The sequence below is a fragment of the Planctomycetota bacterium genome, from assembly GCA_021414025.1.
In the GTDB taxonomy this organism is placed as follows: domain Bacteria; phylum Planctomycetota; class Phycisphaerae; order Phycisphaerales; family SM1A02; genus SYAC01.
The window spans coordinates 305,608-322,388 of sequence record JAIOPG010000007.1 but is presented as its reverse complement, the minus strand read 5'-3'; the positions used below and the strand labels follow the sequence as shown (position 1 = coordinate 322,388).

The 16,781-nt window shown below is 66.1% G+C and carries 14 protein-coding genes and 1 tRNA gene; 8 read left to right on the top strand and 7 right to left on the bottom strand.

Features of this window, described 5'->3' with window-relative positions:
- Positions 1-1,230, top strand: coding sequence for a M20/M25/M40 family metallo-hydrolase (locus K8R92_10490; protein ID MCE9620319.1), 1,230 nt, complete (start codon positions 1-3; stop codon positions 1,228-1,230).
- A gap of 50 nt (positions 1,231-1,280) precedes the next feature.
- On the opposite strand, the gene K8R92_10485 is transcribed toward K8R92_10490, so the two are convergent.
- From K8R92_10485 to K8R92_10470, 4 genes are all read right to left on the bottom strand, one after another.
- Positions 1,281-2,441, bottom strand: a complete 1,161-nt coding sequence (locus K8R92_10485) for a DegT/DnrJ/EryC1/StrS aminotransferase family protein (protein MCE9620318.1) — start codon at positions 2,439-2,441, stop codon at positions 1,281-1,283.
- A 55-nt stretch (positions 2,442-2,496) separates the two neighbouring features.
- Positions 2,497-3,984, bottom strand: coding sequence for a hypothetical protein (locus K8R92_10480; protein ID MCE9620317.1), 1,488 nt, complete (start codon positions 3,982-3,984; stop codon positions 2,497-2,499).
- Between the two features lie 75 nt (positions 3,985-4,059).
- A complete protein-coding gene (locus tag K8R92_10475; protein MCE9620316.1) occupies positions 4,060-5,475 on the bottom strand; it encodes an ATP-binding protein in 1,416 nt (471 codons plus the stop codon).
- A 343-nt stretch (positions 5,476-5,818) separates the two neighbouring features.
- On the bottom strand, positions 5,819-6,745 hold the full coding sequence (locus K8R92_10470; protein ID MCE9620315.1) for a GNAT family N-acetyltransferase: 927 nt from the start codon (positions 6,743-6,745) through the stop codon (positions 5,819-5,821).
- 56 nt (positions 6,746-6,801) lie between these two features.
- On the opposite strand from K8R92_10470, the gene K8R92_10465 reads away from it, so the two are divergent.
- The 3 genes from K8R92_10465 (at position 6,802) to obgE (ending at position 8,903) form a co-directional block, all read left to right on the top strand.
- Positions 6,802-7,434, top strand: coding sequence for a hypothetical protein (locus K8R92_10465; protein MCE9620314.1), 633 nt, complete (start codon positions 6,802-6,804; stop codon positions 7,432-7,434).
- A gap of 150 nt (positions 7,435-7,584) precedes the next feature.
- Positions 7,585-7,827 (top strand): 50S ribosomal protein L27, encoded by a 243-nt coding sequence (locus K8R92_10460; protein ID MCE9620313.1) that lies wholly within the window; start codon positions 7,585-7,587, stop codon positions 7,825-7,827.
- 44 nt (positions 7,828-7,871) lie between these two features.
- Positions 7,872-8,903: a GTPase ObgE gene (gene obgE / locus K8R92_10455; protein ID MCE9620312.1), complete on the top strand. Its 1,032-nt coding sequence runs from the start codon at positions 7,872-7,874 to the stop codon at positions 8,901-8,903.
- A gap of 2 nt (positions 8,904-8,905) precedes the next feature.
- On the opposite strand, the gene K8R92_10450 is transcribed toward obgE, so the two are convergent.
- From K8R92_10450 to K8R92_10440, 3 genes are all read right to left on the bottom strand, one after another.
- Positions 8,906-9,469: a thioredoxin family protein gene (locus tag K8R92_10450; GenBank protein MCE9620311.1), complete on the bottom strand. Its 564-nt coding sequence runs from the start codon at positions 9,467-9,469 to the stop codon at positions 8,906-8,908.
- Positions 9,466-12,114 (bottom strand): DNA mismatch repair protein MutS, encoded by a 2,649-nt coding sequence (gene mutS / locus K8R92_10445; protein MCE9620310.1) that lies wholly within the window; start codon positions 12,112-12,114, stop codon positions 9,466-9,468. The genes K8R92_10450 and mutS overlap by 4 nt, the downstream gene beginning before the upstream one ends.
- Positions 12,115-12,209: 95 nt before the next feature.
- Positions 12,210-12,282, bottom strand: a tRNA-Ala gene (locus tag K8R92_10440).
- Between the two features lie 82 nt (positions 12,283-12,364).
- Between K8R92_10440 and K8R92_10435 the strand changes: the two genes are divergently transcribed.
- Genes K8R92_10435 through K8R92_10420 form a run of 4 tightly spaced genes read left to right on the top strand, consistent with a single transcriptional unit; the run spans position 12,365 to position 16,755 of the window.
- Positions 12,365-13,300 carry a ZIP family metal transporter gene (locus K8R92_10435; GenBank protein MCE9620309.1) on the top strand — a complete coding sequence of 312 codons (936 nt, stop codon included), beginning with the start codon at positions 12,365-12,367 and terminating at the stop codon, positions 13,298-13,300.
- A complete protein-coding gene (locus K8R92_10430) occupies positions 13,297-13,476 on the top strand; it encodes a hypothetical protein (protein ID MCE9620308.1) in 180 nt (59 codons plus the stop codon). The genes K8R92_10435 and K8R92_10430 overlap by 4 nt, the downstream gene beginning before the upstream one ends.
- 45 nt (positions 13,477-13,521) lie before the next feature.
- The gene (gene ileS, locus K8R92_10425; protein ID MCE9620307.1) at positions 13,522-16,341 is read left to right on the top strand and encodes an isoleucine--tRNA ligase; all 2,820 of its coding nucleotides are present in this window, start codon (positions 13,522-13,524) and stop codon (positions 16,339-16,341) included.
- A gap of 9 nt (positions 16,342-16,350) precedes the next feature.
- Positions 16,351-16,755, top strand: coding sequence for a methionine--tRNA ligase subunit beta (locus K8R92_10420; GenBank protein MCE9620306.1), 405 nt, complete (start codon positions 16,351-16,353; stop codon positions 16,753-16,755).
- Positions 16,756-16,781 lie beyond the last annotated feature (26 nt).

Here is a 16,781-nt window from a genome sequence, read left to right as displayed (position 1 = left end):
ATGGCGCTGACCTCTGTCGAGCAAGCGATCGTGCAGCAGATCCGCGGCGCGCGGGACCCAATGGAAGCCCGGCTCGCTGAGATGGTCGCCATCCCGACCGGCCATGAATTTGGTCCGGGCCTTGATGCCATGCGATCGCTCCTGAGCCAGCGCCTGCGATCGCTTGGCGCCGAAGTGGAGGAATTGGCGGCCGACACGCGTCCGAAGTGGATCACACCCAATGACCGCGGCGAGATGGGCTCCCCGACCGTGGTGGCCCGGCGGCTTCAAGGCCGAAGCGGACCCACGCTGCTGCTGGCGGGCCATATGGACACCGTGCACGATCCGGCCGGGGATTTTCAGAAACTCCAGCGACTGAGCCCGAGTCGCGCGACGGGACCCGGGGCGGCGGACATGAAGGGCGGTCTGGAAGTGGCGCTCACGGCACTGGAAGCCCTTGAGAAACATGCGCCGGGCATTCGCTGGATCTTCATCGTCAATGCGGACGAGGAGGCGGGTAGCTTCCGCTCCGCGCGCCACCTGGCCCAGATCGCCAAGGAGTGCGACGCGGGATTCATTCTGGAGCCGGCGCTGTCCGACGGCGGCCTCGTGGTCGAGCGTCCCGGCAGCGGGCAGTTCATGATCGACGTGGTCGGCCGCGCGGCGCACTCGGGAAGGGACTTCGCCAGCGGTGTCAGTGCCGTCAACGCCCTCGCCGCGGCCATTCTGGAGGCCTCCCGGATGACGGACCTCTCGCGGCGCCGGATCGTGAACATCGGCCCGTTGCAGGGAGGCGAAGCGACCAACATCGTCGCCGACCATGCCCGTGCCTGGGGCAACATCCGCTTCGCCGACGCGGCCGAGGGCGAGGAGCTCGGCTCCCGCCTTGAGGGGCTGGTCTCGGGCGATGTCCAGAAGCTTCCCTGCGTCACCATCCACAAGGCGCTGAACCGGCCGGCGAAGCCGCTCACGCCGGAAGTCTCTCGCCTGGCCGCGGTCGCCCAGGGCGCCGGCCGCGACCTTGGCCTGGCGCTTTCGACCGGCAGCACCGGCGGCGTGAGCGACGGCAACTTGATCCAGGCCGCCGGCGTCCCATGCCTGGACGGCCTGGGCGTGCGCGGAGGCCACTTGCATCGAAGCGACGAGTTCATCGAGCTGGACAGCCTCACCGAGCGTGCGGCGCTGCTGGCGATTCTCCTGAGTCGGGTGGCGAAGGACGAATCGGGCGCGTTCGCGCGCAAGCCTCGCTGATCAAGACCTGCGCATTCACACCACAGATGACGAAGCACAAAGCTTCGGCATCACTCGCGTGTCGCGCCGACGCGGCTCATGAGCGTCTTGAGCGTCTGGCAGACGTCGTCGATTTCGCTCTCTGAAATGCTTTCAAAAAACGGCAGCGCGATGGTGCGGTGGCTCAGCCGCTCGGCGAGCGGGAAGTCGCCGGGCTCGTGATGGGTTTTCTTGCGCACGTGCGGAAGCAGGGCGGCGCAGGGCCACCAATCCGCGGCGCCGATGTCGAGGCGGTGCATGCCGTCGATGATCTGGTCGCGGTCGTCCTTGGTGAAGCGGTCGGAGAGGCGGATTACGAAGTTCGACCAGCTCATCTTGCACTCCTGCGGCGGATTCGGCAGCAGGATGTCGGGCTCGCCGCCCAGGCGCCGCGTGTAGCTCTGGGCCACCTTGGCGTGCTGGGCCAGCGTGGCGTCGAGCCGTTGGAGTTGACTCAGGCCCAGGGCCGCGTTCATCTCCGGAAGGCGTCCGTCATAGCCGTCGTAGGCGTGTTCCATTTTCATGCCCAGGTCGCAGGGCTGGTCGGGGAAGGAGTAGCGATCGACGCGTCCCTGGTGGCGGATGGCGCGGCAGGCGGCAGCGAGGTGGTCGTCGTGGGTGACGATCATGCCGCCCTCGCCCGTGGTGATGAGCCGGCTGGCGAAGAAGCCGAAGCAGGCGATGCGCCCGAAGCGCCCGATGTTGTCCTTGCCGCAGGTTCCGCCGAGCCCCTCGGTGCCGTTCTCGATCATCGGAATCTCGAGCTGCGTGCACAGCGCGATCAGATCGGTGAAACCCGCGGGGTTGCCGAAGGTTTCTGCCACCAGCATGGCGCGGGTCTTGGGCGAGCTCTTCTGCTCGGCGGCCGCGGGATCCATGTTCATGGTGCGCGGATCGACGTCGACGAAGACCGGCGTGGCTCCGACGTGCAGCACCGAGTTCACGTTGGCGCTGTAGCCGAAAGCGCTCACCAGCACCTCGTCGCCGGGGCCGATGCCCAGGGCGCGCAGGGAAATCTCGATCGCCAGCGATCCGGAATTCACCCCGATGCCGTGCGTGCGGCGGGTCTGGCGGGCCATCTGCCGCTCGAACTCCACGAGCTTGGGCCCCATCGTCGTGCAGCCCGAGCGCATTGACTGCTGTACCGCGTCAAAGTCCTCCGGCGCGAAAGTTGGCTTATAGAGGGGGATCATGCGGAGTGCTCCGCGATGTGAAACTGCGTTGTCTCGGTCCGGGTCTTCATGGGATTCAGCGGATGATCTGCGCGATCGCTTCCTTGTCGCGCTTGGAATACTTGAGGTAGAGCCAGGCCGCCTGCATCTGGGAGGATTCGTCCACCTTGCCGCCGCCGGAGGCGATCATGCCGAGCTCCTGGATTTCCGCCGCCGAGAGCGGCGCGGAGGACTTGGCCAGGGCGAGCATCGCCATGGATTCGCCGCGTCGGGGAAGTTTTCCGCGGACCAGACGGGCGAACGCCGCGGCCTCGGGGCTGGAGGAGTCGGCCACGACCGCAAGGATCGTCTCCGCCAGTTCCACGTTGTGGTCCACGCTGTCCAGCGTGGTCTTGAGCAATTCCTGGTGCGCGTCGGGCATTTTCAGAAGTTGCTGCACGGCCAGCAGCGTGACGATCTGGTCTTCGCTGCGCATGCCCTTGCTTGCGGCCACGCGGTTGAGCACATGCAGAAGCAAGGGCTTGGAGAGAGCAGGGGAGAGCGTTGGCGTGATGCCGAGAACGAACTCGCTGGTCGATCGATTGCCATTCTCAAGCAGCGCGGTGAGTGCCGCACCGGTGTCCGCCGAGGGGGTCCGCATGGCGGCGCCGGCGTTGGCCATGGATTCGAGAAGTGGATCGCCATTTCGGATCCGATCGAAATCGGCGGCGTCGAATCCCTCCTTGGCGGAGAGCATGAGCAGCCCGGTCTGCACCAGATTGGATTGCGATCGGTCCGACTTCAACTTTTCAAGGACCGCGGCACGGCCGGATGCCGGCGCGAGACTGACCGCGGCGGTGACCGCGGCGACGCGGTCGGCGCCGGTGGAATCGGCGGTGGCCTCCAGGAGCGGCGCGACCGCGGACACGATGCGGTATTGCCGCGCGGCGTTGGCCAGCTGCTTCAGCAGTTCCGTCCGGTCCTCCGGCGTGAGCTCCTTGCATTTTCGAATCAGTCCCTGCCAGCCGCCGGTGTCGCCCTGCTCCAGGAGCAGCATCGAGGCGAGTCCGGCCACCTCAGCGGCGCTGTCGGCGGGAGCCGATTCCAGCAGCGACTTGTTCCAGGCCTGGCCCTGCCGATTGAGCTCCGCGACCAGCAAAGTCCGCTCGTAGTTGGAAAGTTCCGGCGCCTCGAGAAATTCCCTGATCGCCGCGGGCTTGAGCAGCTCCAGTCCCAGCGCCTCGGTGATCAGGAGCCGGCGGAGCGTGGGATCCTTGAGCTGGTTCACCCGTGCCGCGTCGAGGCTCTTCGCGGGGCTCACCAGGGCGATGCCCATGTATCCGTCGACCCGCAGCGCCACGTTTTGCTGCGCCGCCAGCGCCTCGAAGAGGGGGTTCATCGCCGGATCGGAGAGCAGTCGCAGCGACACCCAACGGAAGTGCTGGATCCCGCTTTCACTCGGGGACATCGCCTTGCGGATCTGGGTGACGGAGGTCTGGAAGGGATCCGCGCGGGCGTATTGGGCGCTCGCCGCGGTCGAGAAAAACAGGAGAGTCGCAAGGAACAGGGCGGCCGCGAATTGCATGCGCCGAGTGTATCCACCGGGCCGCGCTGCGGGCAGAGGAAGCGGCGGCAGCGCCGCCGCACGGGAAGGATCGGCCTACGAACGGCGCGTCTTGGGGGAGTTGCGCAGCTCGTGCCGCAGGCGATCGAGCAGTTCGACGATCCTGCAGTCGCCCGCGGCGCCGGCGTCCACGCGCGCTCCGGCTTCGATCAGCGAGTCGATCCGCGCGGCGCCGGTGTGGATGGCCGAGTGCGACGTCCGGCCCAGCGAACGGGCGATTTCCGGAAAACTCATCGAAGTGTGGCGCCGCGCCAGCCAGGCGATCAGCGCCCGCGCCAGCGAAATCCGCCGGTGCCGGCCCGCGCCGGCAAGCTGGGGCATCTCGACGCCCGTGACCGTGCACACCTGGTCGATGATTTCGGTGAGCCGGACGGGATTGGTGCCGCGCTGCTCCTCCGCGCGGCGAAAGAGCACATCGACCATGCTTCGGGTGATTTCGGCCGGCTCACTCTGGTTGGAGCGCAGGGCCTCGAGGCTGGCGAAGGTTCCCTCGATTTCTCGGGCGCCGCCCGCACAATGTTGGGCGATCGCTTCCGCCGCCTCCTCGGAAAGGTCGATGGCCCTCCGCAGCGCCAGCGACCGGACCAGAGCCAGCCGCAATTCGAGATCCGGCGGGTCGATGCGGACCACCATCCCCGCGATCATCCGGCTGATGAGCGACTGACTCAGGCGCCGGACCAGGTGCGGGTGCTCATCGGAAACGATTGCCACCTGCGAACCGGAGAGCTGCACGGCGTCGAGCGTGTGCAGGAACTCATTCTGCGTCGCGGTCTTGCCCGCCAGGAAATGGACGTCGTCGATGGCCAGCAGGTCGACGCGCCGCACCCGGGCCCGGAACGCGTCGATGGTGCCGTGGCGGACGGACTGGATGTACTCGTTGGTGAACTGCTCAGCGGTGATGTAGCGGACGCGCTGCTGCGTCCGCGACTCGCGCCGCTGGCGGCAGAGGCCCTGAAGCAGGTGCGTCTTGCCGACGCCGCAGCTTCCATGCAGGACGAGCCCGTTGCCGACGGAATGATTCGAGGCGAAATTGCGGACCGCCTCATAGGCCATGCGGTTGGTCCGGCCCACTGCGAAGTCTTCGAGGCGACGCCAGGCCTCGCCGGACCGCGGCCGGGGGGCGGGGGCGGCATCAGTGCCGGTGAAGGGTGCCGGGGCGATTGACAGCGGCTCGCTCGGGCCGGGGTGCGACTCCGCAGTCGCGGCCCGGACGCGAAGTTCGAAATCATCGCGTCCCAGTGCCTCCTGGGAAACGGCTCGAAGGTCGCCGCCAAAATTCTTGCGGATCCAATCCGCGGCGAAGGTGCTCTGGGCGTCGACCGCCAGCCTGCCGCTCTCCACCCGGACCGTCGAGGCCGAATCGAACCAGAGATCGGCCCGGCGATGGCCCAAACGCTCGGTGAGCAGGCTCCGGATCCGGCTTGGAAGTTCCAGGGTGCGTTCGGGGGACACGGACAATCGGCTCCAAGTGAGAGGACGGACAGGAAAACGGGCACAACTCAAGCCCGACGCACCGACCAGATCCGACATGAAGCCGCGCAGCGCAGGAGACAGCCAGCCGGTTCATGCCGGTTGTTCCCCTCTGCGTTGGCGTCATCCGTTCCTGGGCTGCGACCAACCCCGTGGGTCGCAAACTTCCCCGCGTCCTGCGGAGTGTCAGCAGCGTAGTGCGAAAATTCCGATCTGCAAGCGTGATTTCAATGCGCCGCGCCGCGCCCATCGCAAAGGCTTGCAATCGTTGGAGTTTGCGGCGGAAAAAAACTTGTCCACCCGTATCGGCGCGAATGTGTCGACATCATGTGGAGCGTTTCAGACTTGACAAAGCCATCGCGACCCTGCGCAAGATGGCGCGGAAACCGCGCGAGTGGTAGAGGCGCAAAGCGGGGGAATTTCGCTCGTCCACCGCGAGCAGCACGCTGCGTTCAGGCTGTTTTGCCGCAAGAAACAAGGCGTGGTCGAGCAGATGCGCGCCCAGCCCCTTGCCGCGTGCGTGTTTCGCAAGACCGAAGTACGCAAGCTCGATGCAATCCGCGGCGGGCGTGCGGTTCAGGATCGCGACGCCGACATTGCGGCCCCCGTGGCGCAGAACGGTCCAGAGGCGCGGATCGAAATTCCCCCCTCGTCGATGGCCTTCCAGAATGTCGCGGTCGTGGCGCAACTCGGAGAGTCCCGGGCAGTCAAGCGACTCCTCGTAGGTGGCTTGGAGCAACTCCAGCATCGTCTCGTCGGGAAGGGTCTCCGAGGTCAGCTCAACTTCCGCCACGGGCGCGGGTCGTCGGGCATTGCGGATGTTGGCCCGCTCCATGGAAGCCAAAACTGCGAGTTGCAGGAATCCCGCCTCCTGCAGCACGCCGAGTTCCAGGGCGTCGTCAGGGTCGCCCAGGTACTGAATCAGGTCGATGTTTCCCGCACTCCAGGCGTGACGGGCCATGTCACGGACCAGCCGGGTCGTTTCACCGGCGTGGCCCCGATTTTGAATGGGGGAAAGCAGCAAAGTGGCGGTTCGGCCGGGATTGGCAGAGAGCAGCCCCGCCGCGACCAGCGATCCCTTGTCGTCCAGCCGCTTCCATAAGTCCTGCAGAGATATGCCCTCGCGGGTAGCCGCGGCAAGGAACCGGCTGCTCTCGGCCCGCCGCCTTCCCAGCAACTTCTCAAGGACGGGCAGCCGCTCCGAGTCCAAAACGGGCTTGGAACGGTCGTCCGTGGAGGGAGTGGAGCTCACGGAAAGAAGCGTAGCACCGAAGCGGAGTTTCTTGCGTATTGGTTACCATGACCCAGATGCTTTCATTCGCCTTGATCCTGATGTTCGCCCTCGATGCAACTACTCCTCCCGCCGCGGCGCCGATTCCGCCCGCCGCCAGGCCGCCTTCGGCGCGAGGACGAGCGTTGGACCAGTGGGAACTAGAATATCAGGCGGGTCCCGTCCGCCTCTACAAGGATGGCGAGTCCGGCGAGGCCTTCTGGTACGCCACCTACACCATCGTCAACAGGACGAGCCGCGACCGCAGCGTGGCGCCGCAATGGGAACTCCTTGACGAGGAGGGCCGTCTCTTCAGCGCCGGCGAGGGCGTGCCGCGCCGCGTCTACCGCGCGGTGCAGTCGCTGCTGGCCAATCCGCTGCATGAGGACCAGTCCGCCATCATCGGTGACATCATGCCCGGCGAGGAGAATGCCAAGAGCGGATTCGTGATCTGGAAGGTCGGCCCCGAAGTGCGGCGCTTCTCGATCCTGGTCACGGGGCTCTCCAACATCAAGAAGCCCGCCACCGATCCGGTCACGAAGAAGCCGATCGTGCTGAAGAAGACCCGGCGGCTCGACTACCAGATGGCCTGCGACCGTGCCTCCCTGATCGGCGAGGTGCCCATGGCCACCATGGGGGACGAGCCCAATCCGCGCTGGATCATGCGCTGAGCGCAATTTCAAGCCTCTTTCCGCGGTTTTCCATGATTCGCCGGACCCGGGGTTGCGGGTGAACGGCCGACAAGGGCTTGGCGTGGGAGGGAAATGTCGCTAGACTGCCCGACCCGGAATTTCCCGCACGGCAATTGAAGGAACCACACCATGGCACACAAAAAGGGTCAAGGCTCAACAGAAAATGGTCGCGACTCCAACGCGCAGTACCTGGGCATCAAGCTCTACGGCGGCGAAAGCGCCCGGACCGGATGCATCATCCTGCACCAGCGCGGCACCAAGTGGAAGCCCGGCAAGAACACCTTCCGCGCCAAGGACGACGCCATCATGGCCGGAGCCGATGGCAAGGTCGCCTTCCGCGGACGCTTCGTCGACATTGTTCCCTCGAACTGACCGGCGACGACGGCACTTGACCCCCAGGGTCGGGACGACGAATCATGCTTGTTGATCGTGCGCAAATCATGGTGCGATCGGGCAAGGGCGGCAATGGCGCCAGCCACATGCGCCAAGAGAAATCCAATCCCAAGGCGGGGCCCGACGGCGGCGACGGCGGCGATGGCGGCGACGTCACGCTGGTGACCGATCCCCATCTCGACACGCTGCTTGCCTTCCGCTACCAGCGCCATTTCTTCGCCAAGGACGGCGAGAAGGGACAGTCCAAGAGCTGCCACGGAGCCAACGGCGAGTCCGTGGAGGTCCGGGTGCCCTGCGGCACGCTGGTCTTCGACGAGGCGACCGAGGAGCTTCTCTGCGACATGGTGGAGCCGGGGCTGCGCCTGGTGGTCGCCAAGGGCGGCAAGGGCGGGTTGGGCAACGAGCGGTTCAAGACCAGCACCCACCAATCGCCGACGGAGTTCACGCCGGGTGAGCCGGCCATCGAGCGGACCCTGCGATTTGAATTGAAGCTGATCGCCGACGTAGGGCTAGTGGGACTGCCCAACGCCGGCAAGAGCACCATGCTTTCTGCGCTGACCCGCGCCGAAGCCAAGGTCGGCGCCTATCCCTTCACCACGCTTTCACCGCAGCTGGGCATCGCCGAGCTGCCGGGCGATCGCAGACTTGTGTTCGCCGATCTTCCAGGATTGATCGCCGGCGCCGCCGAGGGCGCCGGGCTGGGCCACGATTTTCTCCGCCACATCGAGCGCACCCGGGTGATTTTGCATCTGGTGGACGTGGTGCCCGACGACGGCTCGGATCCGGTGGACAACGTCGAGATGATCCGCAATGAACTGGCCGTGTTCAGCCCTGAGCTGGGTGCGAAGCCGGAGTTGCTGGTGCTCAACAAGATCGACCTGATCCCCGAGGCTGAGCGGGCCAAGAAGATCATGAAAATTTGCAACGCACTGCGAGTCCCGGCGGCGCGGCGCATGGTGGTCAGCGGCGCCACCGGCGAGGGGCTGCGCGACATGCTCGAGGCCTGCTGGAAGCTGGCGGCCCAGGATGTCTCGGTTCCCTGGCGAGCCGTCTGAAGTCAATCCCCGTGTTTCTGGCGCAGCCGCGCTGAGAGGCGCAGCAGCAGCTGCACGCGCTCGAATTCATTCACCCATTCCTGCAGGGTCTCCGCGGCCTCGTCCGCAGGAAGCGCCGCGCCGGGCATGGGGCAGGAGGGGCCGAGCTGCGAGCGCGCGATCGACCGGTAGCGGCTGAGTGTGCGGTCGCCCAGCATGTGGACGAACTCGAAATCCTCGGCCATCCAGATCGCCACCGGGACCCGGGCGCCGTCGCAGATCCGCGTGTGCTCGACCAAGTCGGGACGGGTGTCGCGGTCGATCCAGCGCAGTTCAATCATTGGGGAAGCCTGGGCGATGGCCTGAATCATCGGACCCTGCTGGGCGCAGTCGCCGCACCAGACGCCGCTGACCACCAGCACCGGCATCTGCCGCGTGAAGGACTTGATGAGGGTCTTCTGCAGTTCTGTGAGATGGACGCCTTTTTCGGCGCGGCGCCATGCCGCGGCGCGGCCCGGATCGCTCTCCAGGTAGCGGTCGTAGGGGAGCGATTGCTCAAAGGCGCTTTTGAGGAGCGATGCGTTCATGATTCCTTGGTCTCGCTTTGAGCCGACGCCTGGAGTTTGCGCAGTGCGTCGAAGGCCTGCATCGGGGAAAGTTGATCGAGATTCATTGTTCGAAGTTCCTTGAGGGAGGGGCTGACCCTGGGTGGCGATGTCGAAAGCTGAGAGAACAAGTCAGGCGCGTCGGCGCGGGTCGGTCTGGCGGGGCGCCGGATTTTTTCCTGAGTGGGCGTTCGAAGTTCGCTCTCGACCGCCAGCGAGTCCAGGATGACCTCCGCCCGCGCGACGACATCCAGCGGCAGCCCCGCAAGCCGGGCCACATGAATTCCATAGCTGCGATCGGCGCGACCCTCGGCGATCTTGTGCAGGAAGACGATGCCATCCTCCCATTCGCGCACCGTCACCTGCAGGTTGGCGACGCGCGGCAGACGGTCCGCCAAAGACGTGATCTCGTGATAGTGAGTGGCGAAGAAGGTGCGGCACCCGCGCGCGGCGAGCCCCTCGGCGATGGCCCAGGCCAGGCTGAGCCCGTCGAGGGTGCTTGTGCCGCGCCCGATTTCATCCATGACCACCAGGCTCCGCTGCGTGGCCTGGTGCAGGATGCGCGCCGCTTCGAGCATCTCGATCATGAAGGTGGATTGGCCCAAATGGAGCTCGTCCGAGGCGCCGATGCGGGTGAAAATGCGGTCGGTGACACCGATGGTCGCCTGGTCGGCGGGCACGAACGCTCCGGCATGGGCCAGGATGACGATTAGGGCATTCTGCCGGATGTAGGTGCTCTTGCCCGCCATGTTCGGCCCGGTGATCAGGGCCAGGGTCGGCTTGGTCGATTCATCCGTTGAGCCAAGCGTGGCGTCGTTGGGAATCACCTTCCGACCAAGCGAAACTTCCAGCGCCGGATGCCGACCCCCGATGATCCGCAGCACGGGCTCGTCGACCATGACCGGACGCACATGGCTGCGCCGCTGCGCCGTGGAAGCGAACGATGACAGTGCATCAATCTCCGCGACGCGATCGGCGATCTCCTGGATGAGCGGAATGTGCGAGGCGATCTCGACGCACAGGGCGTCGAAGAGGCGCTGCTCGCGGTCCAGCGCCCGCCGCTCGGCGCTGAGCACCTTGACCTCGAAGTCGCGCAGCTCCGGCGTGATGCAGCGCTCGGCGTTCTTCACCGTCTGACGGCGGGTGAAGTCGGCGGGAATCTTTGCGGCCTGCGCGTTGGTGACCTCGATGTAGTACCCAAAGACGCGATTGAACCCGACCTTCAGGGAGGGGATGCCGGTGCGCTCGGCGAGCGAGCGCTGGTAGTCGGCGAGCCACCCATCCGCATCGCGCTGCAGGCGGTGGCACTCATCCAGTTCCGCGTCGAAACCTCCGCGAAAGAGGCCGCCCTCGCGGAGATGCGCCGGCGGATCCTCCACGCAGGCGGCGACGATTTTTTCAGCCAAAGGCCGCAGTTTCTGAGCTGGATTCCTGAGACCTGCCCGATCGGGTTCGAAGGCGCCGCCCGCGGGGAGCTGCTCGACGAGCTGCTCTGCGGCGAGGACGCTGCGTCCCAGCGCCATCAGGTCGCGCGGCGTGGCGCGCCCCAGCGAAAGCCGCGCGGCGATGCGGGCGATGTCCTGGACGGTGTCGAGCGACTTCTCGATGGCGGCGCGGCGCTGCGGATCCGCCGTCAGCAAGGCCACGCGATCATGCCGTCGCGAGATTTCAGTTCGGTTCGATGAAGGGCGCACCAGCCAGGCGCGGACCAGCCGCCTGCCCATGGAGGTGCGCGGCGATTCCAGGCAGGAGATCAGCGAACCCTCCGAAGACTGGCTTCGCATGGTCCGCTCCACCTCGAGCGAGCGAAGCGACGCGGCATCCATGATGAGCGTCTGCGAATGCGCGACCGGCAGGGGCGGGCGAAGATGGGCCAGGGCCTCTCCGCTGGCCGAGGCTTGAGTCTCCAGCAGGTATCGAAGCAGCGCCCCGGCGGCGCAGGTTTCGGTGCCTTCCGCTTCAAGGCCGAAGCCGCTGAGCGAAGCCACTTTGAAGTGTTTTTGCAGCAATTCGGCGGCGTCACGCGGGGCGAATCCCCAGGCGGGCCGCTCCAGGCAGGATTTCACCAGCGTCGCGGCCAGTTCTCTGCCGGCGAATCCCTCCGGCAGCAGCAATTCCGCGGGCTCCACTCTTGCCAGCGCATCGAGCCAATCATTGGCTGCGACGGTGAGGACTTCGAAAGTGCCGGTGGAGAGCTCGGCCGACGCGATACCAACCTGTGCACCATCGCTGCTGATGGCGAGAGCTGAGACGCGGTTCGCCGCACCCGCATCCAGCAGCGACTCGTCGACCAAGGTTCCAGGCGTGACGACCCGCGTCACGGCGCGCTCGACGACGCCCTTGGCCTCCCGGGCGTCCTGCACCTGCTCGCACACCGCCACGCGGAAACCCTGCTCGACCAGCCGGCGCAGGTAACCCTCAGCGGCGTGGTGGGGCACACCGGCCATCGGCACTCCCTTGGTGCGCTCCGTCAACGTGATGCCCAAGGCGCGCGAGGCGGTGATGGCGTCCTCGTCGAAGAGCTCGTAGAAATCGCCCATTCGAAAGAACAAAAGGCAGCCCGGATGCTCGCGCTTGAAGCGGTCATACTGCTTCATTGCGGGGGTTTCTCGGGTGGCGACGCTCATCGAACGCAGGATACGAAAGAGGCATGGCTGATCCCCGGCCCGCCGCGGTGAAATTCAGAAAAAGAAAAAGCCCCGCTCGAAAGCGGGGCCGATCATGGAGTGGATGAGGATCGAACTCACAACCTCTTGAATGCGATTCAAGCGCTCTCCCAATTGAGCTACCACCCCGCGAGGCGAAGAGTGTAGTCGCGCCCGGGCCTCGTTGCCACCGCCGCTGCACATGCCTTCGGGGAAGGGTTATGCTCTTTCCGTGGACATGCCCTGGCTCTGGACAGCGTGCGGAGTGATCGCGGTGGCGAGCGTCTTCGGCGGAATCGTGCCCACCCTGGTCCGCCTCACCCATCAGCGCATGCAGATCGCCCTCTCGTTCGTCTCCGGCGTCATGCTGGGTGTCGCGCTCTTTCACATGCTGCCGCACGCCATCATGGAGAACGCCCAAGGTCGCGAGGCCGACCACCACACCATCAATCCGGTGATGATTTCCGCGGCGCTGGGGTTCCTGGCCATGTTCTTCCTGGAGCGCTTCGCCAGCTTCCATCAGCATGACGTGGTGGAGGAGGGTGGCGGATCCGAGAGCAAGTGCGATCACGGACACGACCACGATGGCCATCACCACGGCGTGACGCCGCTGACCTGGTCCGGCGCTGCGCTGGGCCTTTCCCTGCACAGCGTGTTGGAGGGAGTGGCGCTGGCCTCGAGCGTCGCCGTGGCCGCGACGCTGCATCCCGGCGTGGGACTCGCCGGGCTGGGCACTTTCCTGGTCATCCTGCTGCACAAGCCCTTCGACGCCATGACCCTCACCACGCTGCTGCGCGCCTCAAAGATGGGCGCGGGGAAGACGCACCTAGTCAACTTTCTCTTCGCGCTGATCGTGCCGGTCGGCGCCGGGCTCTTCCTGCTCAAGACCGGCGGGGGGGATCACGCCTTCACCGCCTGCGCGCTGGCCTTTTCGGCAGGCTCCTTCCTCTGCATTGCCGGAAGCGACCTGCTGCCTGAGTTGCATTTTCACTCGCACGACCGCGTCCGGCTTTCCCTCGCCCTGGTGCTGGGGCTGGCCATCGCCTGGGGCATCGGCGCCTTCGAGGCGATGTCCCACGACGAGGCGCCGGATCATCACGGCACCCCGGCCGCGCCGCATTCCGCATTGACAAACCCATCGGACACATACGCGAGGATCGCCCCATGAAAGTTGAAAAAGTTCTGGCCGAGCTCAATCGCCTGCGCAATGACCTCGAGAAGAATCCCAAGGACATGGAGTGGTTCGCCCTGCACCATGCCTTCTGCTTTGTGAGCTACAAGATGGGGGAATTCCAGAAGTATCTGGATGAAGCAGTCAAGCCGGGCGAGTGCCCGGAGGAGTGACCGCGGTTTCCGAACGCTTCGGAAGATCCCTATCATTCGCCCTCCATGCCGGACTACCGAGACACGCTGCAGTTGCCCGCCACCGACTTCGCGATGAAGGCGAATCTGTCGCAGTCCGAGCCGAAGACGCAGCAGCGCTATGAGGCCTCCCGCCTCTACGAGCGGCTCGACGCCGCCCGCGCCTCGGCCCCGATCTACCGCTTCCACGATGGACCGCCCTACGCCAACGGCCCGATCCACGTCGGCCACATGTTGAACAAGGTGCTCAAGGATCTGGTGGTTCGCACTCGGTTGATGGAAGGCATGCGCTGCCCCTACACGCCGGGGTGGGATTGCCACGGACTGCCGATCGAGCACCGCGTGATGACGGAGCTCTCCAAGAAGGGCAAGATGAAGGAGCTCGACGCTCTGCCGGCGGACCAGCGGCGCATGGCGATCCGCCGCGCCTGCGGTGGCGACGCGGGAAAATTCATCCAGACCCAGGCCGACGGCATGAAGCGCTTGCTCACCCTCGCCGACTACGCGCAGCCCTACCGCACGATGGATCCCGCCTACGAGGGAGCCACGCTGGAGCTCTTCGCCTCGCTCGTGGAGCAGGGGATCGTCTTTCGCGAGCGCAAGCCCGTGCACTGGAGCATCGCCAACCGCACCGCGCTGGCCGAGGCCGAATTGGAGTACGAGGAGCGCGAGGATCCGAGCATCTGGGTGGACTTCGAGGTCGCCGACCGCGAGGCCGTCGGCAAGGCGTTCGGCATTGAGCTCGATGCCACGCCGAGCCTGATGATCTGGACCACCACGCCCTGGACGCTTCCGGCCAACCTCGCGATCGCCGTGGGCGGCCGCTACAACTATGCGCTGGTCCGCATCGACGGCAGCGAGACGATCATCGCCAGCGACCTGCTTGAAAAAGTCTCCAAGGCCATTGGCGCCGAGCATGTCGAGCGCCTCGCCGAGACCACCGGCGACCGGCTCGTCGGCCTGGAGTATCGGCATCCGTTTTGCGAGCGCACCGGAAAAGTCATCGCGGCCGACCATGTGACGCTGGAGGATGGCACCGGCCTAGTGCACACGGCCCCGGGCCATGGCGAGGAGGATTGGCGTGCCGGCCGCAAGGAAGGTCTCGATGCCTATTGCCCCGTCCGCGACAACGGCACCTACGACGACACGGTTCCAGAGTGGCTTCGCGGCGTCTCGATCTGGGAAGCCAACAAGAGCATTCTTGAACATCTCACCAAGAGCGGTCACCTGGTTCACCATGTGATGTTCAAGCACAGCTATCCCCACGATTGGCGCAGCAAGACGCCGGTGATCTTCCGGGCGACCGAGCAGTGGTTCATCGGCGTCGACCGCAAAGCCAAGAATTCCGGGCGCACGATCCGCGAACTCGCCTCCGAGGCGGTGGAGTCCAAGATCGAGTTCGTTCCCGAGTGGGGGCGCAACCGCCTGCGCGGCATGGTCGATTCGCGCCCGGACTGGTGCCTGAGCCGGCAGCGCTCCTGGGGCCTGCCGATCCCGGCGTTCCAGCTTGAGGATGGATCTCTCTTCATGACGCCCGCCTCGATCCGCGCGGTGGCCAAGGCGATTCGCCAGCATGGCTCCGACGCGTGGTTCACGCTCGCTCCGCAGGAACTGCTCGCGCACTACGACCCGTCGAAGGATCCGGAGGCGCCGAAGGCGTTGAAGGTCGCCGCGCTTGCGAAGCTCTTCGACATCTTTGACGTCTGGTTCGAGGCGGGCTCAAGCTGGCACTCCGTCCTCGAGGAGCGCGGCCTGGGATTTCCGGCCGAGCTCTACCTGGAGGGCAGCGACCAGCATCGCGGCTGGTTCCAGCTCTCTCTGCTGCTGGCGCTGGCCGCGCGGGGGCAGCCTCCCTTCCGCCGCCTGGTGACCCACGGCTTCGTGGTTGACAAGGATGGAAAGAAGATGAGCAAGAGCCTGGGCAACACCATCGAGGTCGAGGCCATCGTGAAGGAGTTCGGTGCCGATGTCTGCCGCTGGTGGGTCAGCGGGATCGCCTACGAGGGGGATGTCCGCATGGACCTCGAGCACCTGCGGACCGCGGGCGAGGCCTACCGCAAGATCCGCAACACGGTGCGCTTCCTGCTGAGCAACCTGGGCGATCTGCCCGCGGACACGGAATGGCGGACGCAGTTGAAGCAGGTCGAGCCCGAGTCGATCGACGGCTGGGCGCTGGGCGAGACCTCGCGGCTGGAGCGCGAGGTGCGCGACGCCTATCAGCGATTCGATTTCCGCGCGGCGCATCTGGCCCTCTTCGCCTTCTGCAATGACGCGATGTCCTCCAGCTACTGCGTCGCCGTGAAAGACCGCCTCTACTGCGACCGGCCCGATTCGCCGCGCCGCCGCCGCTCGCAGGTGGTCATGCGAGCCTGCGCCGAGGTGTTGTGCCGGCTCCTGGCGCCGATCCTGCCGCACACCGCGGACGAGATCTACCGGACGCTGCACCCCGGCGACGCGACGGTGCACGAGCAGACCCATCTGGGCCTGTCGTTCCAGGCGCACGCCGGCTGGAGCCAGGCGATGGAGGCGCGGTCCGCCGCCCTGAAGGCGCTGGAGGAGGCCAAGGCCCGCGGCGTGGAGAACGCGATGGACGCGGGGCTGGTCGTGCCCGACCGCGAGGGAACCCTCGGCCGCTTCGCCGCGGATTTCGCTGATCTCTGCGGCGTCTCCCGCGCCCGTTTCGATCCCAAGGCCGCCGCGGTGGAAGTGATCGATCTGCGCGACGCGCCGCGCTGCGAGCGCAGCCGCCGCCGCGACGAGAGCGTCGCCCTGCGCAGCGACGGCGGCATGCTCAGCGACCGCGATTTCGACGCCGTGACCGCCTACAAGACCCTGAACCCCGTTTGAGGACACCGCATGGAAGGATCCATCATGACCGAGCCGCTGCCCGCCATCGCCTACGACCTCTTCTCCAAGATCGACCTGCGCGTCGCCACCGTGCTGGCGGCGGAGGCGCATCCCAACGCGGACAAGCTGCTCAAGCTGCGACTGGATGATGGGACCCCCGAGGGTCGGCAGGTCTGCGCCGGTGTGAAGGCGTGGTATGACCCGGCGTCCCTGGTGGGCAAGCAGGTGGTCATCGTCGCCAATCTCGAGCCGCGCATGCTCCGCGGCGAGGTCAGCGCGGGAATGATCCTCGCGGCCAGCGACCTGAAGAGCGAGCCTGCCGCCGGCGCGGATGGAAAGCCGGGGCCGGATGAGCGCGATGTGGTCCTGCTGTGCGTGGACAAGCCCGTCAAGGCGGGCTCGAAAGTCAGTTAAAGAAACTCGAAATCACGGACGATCCG